The organism is Treponema endosymbiont of Eucomonympha sp. (assembly GCF_001028545.1).
The window spans coordinates 1-442 of sequence record NZ_BBPW01000654.1 but is presented as its reverse complement, the minus strand read 5'-3'; the positions used below and the strand labels follow the sequence as shown (position 1 = coordinate 442).

Annotated in this window: 1 protein-coding gene; it reads right to left on the bottom strand. The window is 55.0% G+C overall.

Annotated features, from left to right (window positions below; genetic code table 11):
- Positions 1-171: GTP-binding protein (locus AWU74_RS08505; RefSeq protein ID WP_162505120.1), on the bottom strand; the 171-nt coding region annotated here is incomplete at its 3' end.
- Between the last annotated feature and the right edge of the window lie 271 nt (positions 172-442).

Sequence of the window (442 nt, the reverse complement as noted above, 5' to 3'; positions counted from 1 at the left end):
GGTGATTCCGCGCTCCTGTTCCTGCTGCATCCAGTCCATAGTCGCCGTGCCGTCGTCTATCTCGCCGATTCTGTGTATCTTTCCTGTGTAATAGAGGATTCGCTCGGTCGTCGTCGTCTTGCCGGCGTCGATATGCGCCATGACGCCGATATTCCGCATGAGGCTTAACATGCCCGCAGTATAACACGCACGTCGAAGGCGCGCTACCGAGTTTGCGCCACGCGTTCCCCGCCGCTTTCGGGCGCGGAAGACGCGAAAACAGTCAAAAAAATATTGACAAAGCGCGGAACATACTTTATGCTTTTATACATATTAACCATATTGGAGGGAAAGGTGAACGCAGCGGGAAGGCTTTTGACCGCCGCTATAGCGGCAGGCGTCTTGGGAGTCGAGGCGGGCGCGCTTTTCGCCTGCCGACAGGAACTGATGCCAAATGCAAAAA